We start from the raw sequence: 8,499 nt of genomic DNA, 5'->3' as shown, positions 1-8,499 counted from the left end.
CCTCCATCTCACGTATTCTGTTTATACAAGCCCGAGACACCACACGTCCCAGCTGCTCTTTCTAGGAGTAGACAGCAGATGTGGTAAAAGACGCGGCCCGCGCCCCCCCCGCCCGCGGCGGCGCCCCGCCGTGGCCGTGGGCGCCCGGTCACTGCCCCTATACTGTCCGCCGGCCGCGTTACGGGAGCCACGGCTTGACCCCACCCTCGCTCATCGACCGCCTGGAATCGATCCCCCGGCGCGAGCTGTATTTCTTCAGCCTGTACCGGGTGCTGGAGGCCGCGATCATGGCGGCACTGGTGTTCAGCCCGCTCTCGGAGATGGTCGGCCAGGCGCGCAATGCCGTGCTCGGCGGCGTCGTGGCGGTGGTCTACATGGTCGCCGCGGTGGTCCTGCTGCTGCTGGGCCGCAACGAGCGCTGGCTGGTACCGCTGGTGTTCGCCGGGGCCTGCATCGACATCCTCGCGGCGACCCTGATGACCCATGCCCTGCCCCCGGTCGCGGCGGGCATCGCGATGATGCTGCTGTTCAACGTGGCCGCGGCGGCGATGCTGCTGCCGCTGCGCTACGGCATGGGCGTGGCGGTGCTGGCGAGCCTGGCGCTGGTCCTGGAGTTCCTCTGGTCGGCCTTCGCCGACGGCGAACGGCCGCGCTCGCTGGCCGAACTGTCGATGTTCGTCACCAGCTACCTGGCCCTGGCCTGGCTCGGCTACCAGATCGGCCACCGCGCCCGCTCCAGCCAGCGCCTGGCCGAGCAGCGCACCGCCGAGGTCGCCAACCTGGTGGAGATCAACGAGCTGATCATCCGCCGCATGCGCACCGGCGTGCTGGTGGTCGATGCCGACAACCACATCACCCTGGCCAACGAGGCCGCGTCGCTGCTGCTGGGCGACGGCGGGCAGAACGGGCCGACCAGCCTCAACCACGCCGCCCCGGAACTGTCGCGCCGCCTGCAGCGCTGGCGCGGCGGCTGGCAGGTCGACGACACCCCGCTGCAGCTGTTCCCCGACCAGCCCGAGGTGCAGCCGCGCTTCGCCCGGCTGCTGGCCGACAGCGACCTGACCCTGGTGTTCCTCGACGACAGCACGGTGGTGTCGCGCCGCGCCGAGTCGCTGACCCTGGCCGCGCTGGGACGGTTCTCGGCCAGCCTGGCCCACGAGATCCGCAACCCGCTGGCGGCGATCAACTACGCGGTGCAGCTGCTGGAGGAGTCGCGGAACGTCGACGACGCCGACCGCCGCCTGCTGCAGATCATCCACCAGCAGTGCCTGCGCACCAACGGCATCGTCGAGAGCGTGCTCGGCCTGGCCCGGCGCGAACGGGCCAACCCCGAGAACCTGGACCTGGGCGCGTTCGTCCGCCGCTTCGTCGAGGACTACCGGCAGACCCTGTCGATCGAGACCGACAGCCTGGAGGCGATCGTGCCCTCGCAGCCGGTCCAGTCCCTGGTCGATCCCAAGCACCTGCAGCAGATCCTGACCGCGCTGGTGCACAACGCGCTCAAGTACGGACGGATGATGGACGAGCCGGCGCGGGTCCGGCTGCGCGTGTTCCAGGACGGGCGCAACGCCTACGTGGACGTGCTCGACCGCGGCCCGGGCATCCCGGAAGGCGTGGTGGCGCAGTTGTTCCGGCCGTTCTTCACCACCTCCGAGCACGGCACCGGGCTGGGCCTGTACATCGCGCGGGAACTGACCCGGGCCAACCAGGCCACCCTGGAATACGTGCCGGTCCCGGGGGGCGGGGCCTGCTTCCGGGTGGCCCTGCCGGGCCCGAACACCATCCTGTCCCTGTGACGGCCATCCCAGACTTGGCCCGGCTCCCCGACTCGGATATCGTTCCGGCATGAGCCAAACCCGCAGTGCCCTGATCGTCGATGACGAGCGCGACATCCGCGAACTGCTCGTACTGACCCTGGGGCGGATGGGCCTGCGGGTGGATACCGCGGCCAACCTGGCCGAGGCCCGCGAACTGCTGGGCCGCCACTCCTACGACCTGTGCTTCACCGACATGCGCCTGCCCGACGGCAGCGGCATCGAGCTGGTCGGCGAGATCTCCCGCAACCACCCGCAGACCCCGGTGGCGATGATCACCGCCTTCGGCAGCATGGACCTGGCGGTGGAGGCGTTGAAGGCCGGCGCCTTCGATTTCGTCAGCAAGCCGGTGGACATCAACGTGTTGCGCGGCCTGGTCCGGCACGCGCTGGAACTGAACAACGCCGAGCGGCCCAAGCCGCCGCCGCCGCCGCCGGAGCAGGCCAGCCGCCTGCTCGGCGACTCGCCGGCGATGGCGACCCTGCGCGCCACCATCGCCAAGGTGGCCCGCAGCCAGGCGCCCGTCTACATCCTGGGCGAGTCGGGCGTCGGCAAGGAACTGGTCGCCCGCACCATCCACGAGCAGGGCGCGCGCGCCGCCGGCCCCTTCGTCCCGGTCAACTGCGGCGCGATCCCGGCCGAGCTGATGGAAAGCGAATTCTTCGGCCACCGGAAGGGCAGCTTCACCGGCGCCCATGCCGACAAGCCCGGGCTGTTCCAGGCCGCCAGCGGCGGCACCCTGTTCCTGGACGAGGTCGCCGAGCTGCCGCTGCCGATGCAGGTCAAGCTGCTGCGCGCGATCCAGGAGAAGTCGGTGCGCGCGGTCGGCGCCGCCAGCGAGGTCGCGGTGGACGTGCGCATCCTCTCGGCCACCCACAAGGACCTGGCCCAGCTGGTCGCCGACGGCCGCTTCCGCCACGACCTGTACTACCGCATCAACGTCATCGAGCTGAAGGTGCCCCCGCTGCGCGAACGCACCGGCGACCTGCTGCAGCTGGCCGGCTCCATCCTGCAGCGCCTGTCCGCCGGCCAGGGCCGGGCGACGCCGGAGCTGACCGCGCCGGCGATGGCCGCGCTGGCCGCCTATCCGTTCCCCGGCAACGTGCGCGAACTGGAAAACGTGCTCGAGCGCGCCCTGGCCCTGGCCGATGGCGACAGCATCGACGCGGCCGACCTGCACCTGCCGCAGGCGCGCGCCCCCGGCCCGGCCGAGGCCGGCACGGCCCAGGCGCCGGCCGAAGCGGTGATCGACCTGGACCCGGGCACCGGCGCCCTGCCCTCCTACATCGAGCAGCTCGAGCGGGCCGCGATCCAGAAGGCGCTGGAAGAGAACCGCTGGAACAAGACCCGCACCGCCGCGCAGCTGGGCATCACCTTCCGCGCGCTGCGCTACAAGCTCAAGAAGCTGGGGATGGACTGAGGCGGCCTGGCGGCATCCATCGCCACGACCGGCGATAATGGCGCATGACCAGCAGCCACCAGCCCAAGAAATCCCTGGGCCAGAACTTCCTGCACGAGCGCGTCTACATCGAGCGCATCGTCCAGGCCGTCGATCCGCGACCGGGCGACCGCCTGGTCGAGATCGGTCCCGGCCAGGGCGCGATCACCCTGCCGCTGCTGCGCCGCCATGGCGCGCTGACCGTGATCGAGTTCGACCGCGACCTGGTCGGGCCGCTGGCGGCGATGGCCGAAGGCGTGGGCGAGCTGACCATCGTCCACCGCGACGTGCTGTCGGTGGACTTCACCGCGCTGGCCGCCGGCACGCCGTTCAAGCTGTGCGGCAACCTGCCCTACAACATCTCCTCGCCGATCCTGTTCCATGCGCTGGACCACGCCGCGGCGATCCGCGACATGGTCTTCATGCTGCAGAAGGAAGTGGTCGACCGCATGGGCGCGCCGCCCGGCAGCAAGGTCTACGGGCGGCTGAGCGTGATGCTGCAGGCCTACTGCCAGGTACAGCCACTGTTCGTGGTGCCGCCGGGCGCGTTCCGGCCGCCGCCGAAGGTGGACTCGGCGGTGGTGCGGCTGGTCCCGCGCGACCCGGCGACGGTGGGCATCGGCAGCCGCGAGCGCTTCGCCGAGGTGGTGCGCGCCGCGTTCGGCCAGCGCAGGAAGACCCTGCGCAACGCACTCAATGGCGTCTGCACGCCGGCCCAGTTCGAGGCGGCCGGGGTCGCGCCGGATGCCCGCGCCGAGCAACTGGAAGTGGCGGCCTTCATCCGCCTGGCGAACGCCCCGTAGAGCGGGGCTTGCCCCGCTGACCCCGGCGACGGCCGCAACACCGTAGAGCGGGGCTTGCCCCGCTGCTCGCGGCGACGGCCGCAACACCGTAGAGCGGGGCTTGCCCCGCTCCTCGCGGCGACGGCCGGAATCACGCGGCACAACCCCGCCGTGCGACGGCAACGATCGCAAAACGCGGCGGCGCCGGCCCCGTCGTCTCGGCCGTCACGTGCTTTTTGCTTACACTGTCGCCATGCCACAGGCCATGCCCTACGCGATCGAGGTCGCCGTCGAACCGCGCTTCCTCGACGACCAGTCCGAACCCGATGCCGGGCGCTACGTGTTCGCCTACACGATCCGCATCCGCAACCGGGGGAGCGTGGCCGCGCGCCTGCTGGCCCGCCACTGGGAGATCACCGATGGCAACGGCCGCGTCGAGGAAGTGCACGGCGACGGCGTGGTAGGCGAGCAACCCTGGCTCGAACCGGGCCGGGACTACGAGTACACCTCCGGCGTTGTGCTGGAGACCAGCGAGGGAGCGATGCAGGGACGCTACGACATGCTGGCTGCCGATGGCACCCGCTTCGACGCGCCCATCCCCCCCTTCCTGCTGACCGTGCCGCGGACCCTGCACTGAGGCGGCCGCGATGAGCACCTGGGCCATCGGCGACCTTCAGGGCTGCTACGACGCCACCCAGCGCCTGCTGGAGAAGATCCGCTTCGACCCGGCCGGCGACATGCTGTGGTTCTGCGGCGACCTGGTGAACCGCGGGGGCCAGTCGCTGGAGACGCTGCGGCTGGTGCATTCGCTGCGCGAGCGCAGTGTAGTAGTCCTCGGCAACCACGACCTGTCGCTGCTGGCCATCGGCGAGCGCGCGCCGGCGGAGAAGCGCAAGGTCAACCCGGACCTGCAGCGAGTGGTGCTGGCCGACGACGCCGACGAGCTGCTCGGCTGGCTGCGCCGGCAGAAGCTGGTCCATGCCGACCGCAGCCTGGGCTGGCTCATGGTCCATGCCGGGCTGGCGCCGCAGTGGACCACCCAGCAGGCCGAGCAGTACGCGCTGGAGATCGAGCGCCAGCTGCATGGCGACGGCTACCGCGGCCTGCTGCGCAACATGTACGGCGACAAGCCGAACTGGTCGCCGGGCCTGCGTGGCTACGAGCGCTGGCGGGCGACGATCAACTGGTTCACCCGCGCCCGCTACTGCACCCCGCGCGGCCGCATCGCGATCGAGGAGAAGGGCCCGCCGGGCACCCAGGCCGCCGGCCTGTATCCCTGGTACGAGGCGCCCGGACGCGTGGAGCGCGACCTGAAGATCGTCTGTGGCCACTGGTCCACCCTCGGCCTGACCCTGACCGGCGGCATCCACGCCATCGACACCGGCGCGGTCTGGGGCGGCAAGCTCACCGCCCTGCAGCTGGACAGCGAGGACCTGCGCGTCGTGCAGGTGCCCGGCCGCGACGTGCCGGCATTGCCCCCGCATCTGCGCAAGGAATAACGGCACCGCCGGCGCGGCCCAAGCGGGGCAAGCCCCGCTCTACGATGAAACGCGGCGGTATTCGACGAATTCGAACGCATGCGCATGCCGGTCATCGGCCGCGCGCGCCTGGCGTTCGACCTCCCGCCACTGCGCGCGATCCCACGCAGGGAAGAAGGTGTCGGCATCGGCGACCACTGCGTCCACCTCCGTCAGGTGCAGCACGTCGGCGCGCGGCAGCGCCAGCGCATAGACCTCGCCGCCGCCGATCACGCACAGCTCCTGCGCGCCGCCGGCCCGTGCCACCGCCACGGCCTCGTCGATCGAGCCCACCGCCCGCATGCCCTCGAACGGCACCTGCCCACCGCGCGTGAGCACCAGGTTGGTCCGCCCGGGCAGCGCGCGGCCGAGCGATTCGGCCGTCCGGCGCCCCATCAGCACCGGCTTGCCCAGGGTCAGCGCCTTGAACCGCTTGAGGTCGTCGGGCAGCCGCCACGGCAGATCGTTGCCGCGACCGATGCCACGCTGGCGATCGAGCGCGGCGACCAGCGAAACCTTCATGGCACCGTCCGCATCGCGGTCAGACCGCCACCGGCGCCTTGATCGCCGGCAACGGGGCGTAGCCCTCGATGGCGATGTCCTCGAAGGTGAACGCGAACAGGTCGTCCACGCCCGGGTTGAGCCGCAGCGTGGGCAGCGCGCGCGGCGTACGCGCCAGCTGCTCGCGCGCCTGCTCGTAGTGGTTCGAATACAGGTGCGCGTCGCCTAGCGTGTGCACGAAGTCGCCGACCTCCAGCCCGGTGACCTGGGCGACCATGTGGGTGAGCAAGGCGTAGCTGGCGATGTTGAACGGCACGCCGAGGAAGATGTCGCCGCTGCGCTGGTACAGCTGGCAGCTCAGCCGGCCGTCGGCCACGTAGAACTGGAACATCGTGTGGCACGGCATCAGCGCCATCTTCGGCAGGTCCGCCACGTTCCAGGCGCTGACGATCAGCCGGCGCGAATCGGGATTGCGGCGGATCTCGTCCAGCACCCAGCGGACCTGGTCGATCTCGCGGCCGTCGCTGCCGGTCCAGCGCCGCCACTGCTTGCCGTAGACCGGCCCGAGCTCGCCGTCGTCGTCGGCCCACTCGTCCCAGATGCTGACCTTGTGGTCCCGGAGGTAGGCGATGTTGGTCTCGCCCTTCAGGAACCACAGCAGCTCGTGGATGATCGAGCGCAGGTGCAGTTTCTTGGTGGTGACCAGCGGGAAGCCTTCGGACAGGTCGAAGCGCATCTGCCAGCCGAACACGCTGCGGGTGCCGGTGCCGGTGCGGTCGGCCTTCTCGGTGCCGTGTTCCAGCACGTGGCCCAGCAGCTCGAGGTACTGCTTCACTTGGCGCCCTCCTGTCGCGTCGAGGCCAGCGGCTGCGGTTGCAGCACCGGCGCGCTGTGCGAGCGCCACAGCAGGAACAGGCCCAGCGCCACCAGCGGCAGGCTCAGCAGCTGGCCCATGGTCAGCCAGCCGAAGGCCAGGTAGCCCAGCTGCACATCGGGCACGCGCACGAACTCGACCACGAAGCGGAACACCCCGTACAGCAGCGCGAACATGCCCGACACCGCGTAGCGCGGCCGCGGCCTGGACGAGAACCACCACAGCACCGCGAACATCACCAGCCCCTCCAGCACGGCCTGGTAGAGCTGCGACGGGTGGCGCGCGAAGGCGTCCAGCGCACCGGCGTCGAACTGCGCCTTCAGCGCGGCCGGGTCCAAGTGGCGGTACTGCTCGGGCAGCCCGGTCGGGAACACCACGCCCCAGCCGGCCTCGGTGTACTTGCCCCAGAGCTCGCCGCCGATGTAGTTGCCCAGGCGCCCGAAGCCCAGCCCCGGCGGCACCAGCGGCGCGATGAAATCCATGGTGTCGAAGAAATGCAGCCGGTGCCGGCGCGACCACAGCCAGGCCGCGGCCAGCACGCCGATCAGGCCGCCGTGGAAGCTCATGCCTCCGTCCCATACCCGGAACAGCATCAGCGGATCGCGCAGGAACTCGCCCAGGCCGTAGAACAGGACGTAGCCGATGCGTCCGCCCAGGACCACGCCGAGCATCGCGTAGAACAGCAGGTCGGAGAACGCGTTGGCGTCCACGACCGGCAGGCGGCCGGCGCGGATCCGGCGCTGCCCCAGCCACCATGCCAGCAGGAAGCCGAGCAGGTACATCACCCCGTACCAGTGCACCCGCACCGGGCCCAGCGAGATGGCGATCGGATCGATCTGGTGCAGGACGATCATTGCGTGTCGGCTTCCGGAACGTTGGGGCTATTGTGCCCGAGCCTGCCTGAGCGGGCGCGATGGCCCGGACCCGGCAGTCCCCGGCCGGCGGGCGACCGGGCGCCGGGACACGAAGGTATCGGCCGCGCCAGCGGCGTCGCGTCGCGGGCAAGCCCCCCGCTGCTACAGCAGCACCGGTCGATCGGGAAGCTCGTCGCCACTGCCGCCGCTGGCTGCCGGAAAGTGCATCGCCACCAGGGCCGAGAGCCGGGCGATGCCGTCGACCACGGCCTGCGCCGGATCGCCGCCGGCCAGGCCCGCCTCGATCGCCGCGCACACCGCCTCCCATTCGCCGTCGCCCACGCGGTCGCCGAAGCCGCGGTCGGCGACGAGCTCGATCGCGTGGTCGGCCAGCAGCAGGTACAGCAGCACGCCGTTGTTGGCCGCGGTATCCCAGACCCGAAGCCGGGCGAACACTTCGTGCGCACGGTCGCGCGGCGCGGTGCCGGCCACCAGTGCGGCCCAGGGCAGGCCGGCCTCGACCGCGAACACGATCTCGCCGTCGTGCAGGCGCTCGCCGGCCGCGATCGCCTCGCCGATCCGCGCCAGCGCCGCTTCGGGAAAGCGGGCCGACGCCGATGGCGCGAACAGGTGGCGGAACCAGCGCGTGGCCGACATCACCAGCGCCCCGATGCACCGCCGCCGCCGGACATCCCGCCACCGCCCGACCCGCCGCCACC

9 protein-coding genes are annotated in these 8,499 nt (G+C 71.1%); 5 read left to right on the top strand and 4 right to left on the bottom strand.

Annotated features, from left to right (window positions below; translation table 11 throughout):
* Window positions 1–194 precede the first annotated feature (194 nt).
* The 5 genes from CSC66_RS17000 to CSC66_RS16980 all read left to right on the top strand — a co-directional run bounded on the left by CSC66_RS17000 (window position 195) and on the right by CSC66_RS16980 (window position 5,533).
* Entirely contained in the window at window positions 195–1,796 is a 1,602-nt protein-coding gene (locus tag CSC66_RS17000) for a sensor histidine kinase (RefSeq protein WP_202935690.1), read from the top strand.
* 49 nt (window positions 1,797–1,845) lie between these two features.
* The gene (locus CSC66_RS16995; RefSeq protein WP_162378601.1) at window positions 1,846–3,234 is read left to right on the top strand and encodes a sigma-54-dependent transcriptional regulator; all 1,389 of its coding nucleotides are present in this window, start codon (window positions 1,846–1,848) and stop codon (window positions 3,232–3,234) included.
* A gap of 44 nt (window positions 3,235–3,278) precedes the next feature.
* On the top strand, window positions 3,279–4,055 hold the full coding sequence (gene rsmA / locus CSC66_RS16990; protein ID WP_162378600.1) for a 16S rRNA (adenine(1518)-N(6)/adenine(1519)-N(6))-dimethyltransferase RsmA: 777 nt from the start codon (window positions 3,279–3,281) through the stop codon (window positions 4,053–4,055).
* 232 nt (window positions 4,056–4,287) lie between these two features.
* On the top strand, window positions 4,288–4,671 hold the full coding sequence (gene apaG / locus CSC66_RS16985) for a Co2+/Mg2+ efflux protein ApaG (RefSeq protein ID WP_162378599.1): 384 nt from the start codon (window positions 4,288–4,290) through the stop codon (window positions 4,669–4,671).
* Between the two features lie 10 nt (window positions 4,672–4,681).
* Window positions 4,682–5,533, top strand: coding sequence for a symmetrical bis(5'-nucleosyl)-tetraphosphatase (locus tag CSC66_RS16980; RefSeq protein ID WP_162378598.1), 852 nt, complete (start codon window positions 4,682–4,684; stop codon window positions 5,531–5,533).
* A 39-nt stretch (window positions 5,534–5,572) separates the two neighbouring features.
* Here the strand turns inward: CSC66_RS16980 and CSC66_RS16975 are convergent, their stop codons facing one another.
* From CSC66_RS16975 to CSC66_RS16960, 4 genes are all read right to left on the bottom strand, one after another.
* Window positions 5,573–6,073, bottom strand: coding sequence for a dihydrofolate reductase (locus CSC66_RS16975; RefSeq protein WP_162378597.1), 501 nt, complete (start codon window positions 6,071–6,073; stop codon window positions 5,573–5,575).
* 19 nt (window positions 6,074–6,092) lie between these two features.
* Window positions 6,093–6,887, bottom strand: coding sequence for a thymidylate synthase (locus CSC66_RS16970; RefSeq protein WP_162378596.1), 795 nt, complete (start codon window positions 6,885–6,887; stop codon window positions 6,093–6,095).
* Complete coding sequence (gene lgt / locus CSC66_RS16965) at window positions 6,884–7,780, bottom strand: prolipoprotein diacylglyceryl transferase (RefSeq protein ID WP_162378595.1); 897 nt, start codon at window positions 7,778–7,780, stop codon at window positions 6,884–6,886. Before lgt ends, CSC66_RS16970 begins: the two co-directional genes overlap by 4 nt.
* 162 nt (window positions 7,781–7,942) lie before the next feature.
* Entirely contained in the window at window positions 7,943–8,437 is a 495-nt protein-coding gene (locus tag CSC66_RS16960; RefSeq protein ID WP_162378594.1) for a TPM domain-containing protein, read from the bottom strand.
* Window positions 8,438–8,499: the final 62 nt, after the last annotated feature.

Origin of the sequence: Pseudoxanthomonas kaohsiungensis (assembly GCF_010211765.1) — a bacterium.
GTDB lineage: Bacteria > Pseudomonadota > Gammaproteobacteria > Xanthomonadales > Xanthomonadaceae > Pseudoxanthomonas > Pseudoxanthomonas kaohsiungensis.
Note: the sequence above shows the minus strand (reverse complement) of the source record. Positions and strands in the feature narration are given on the sequence as shown.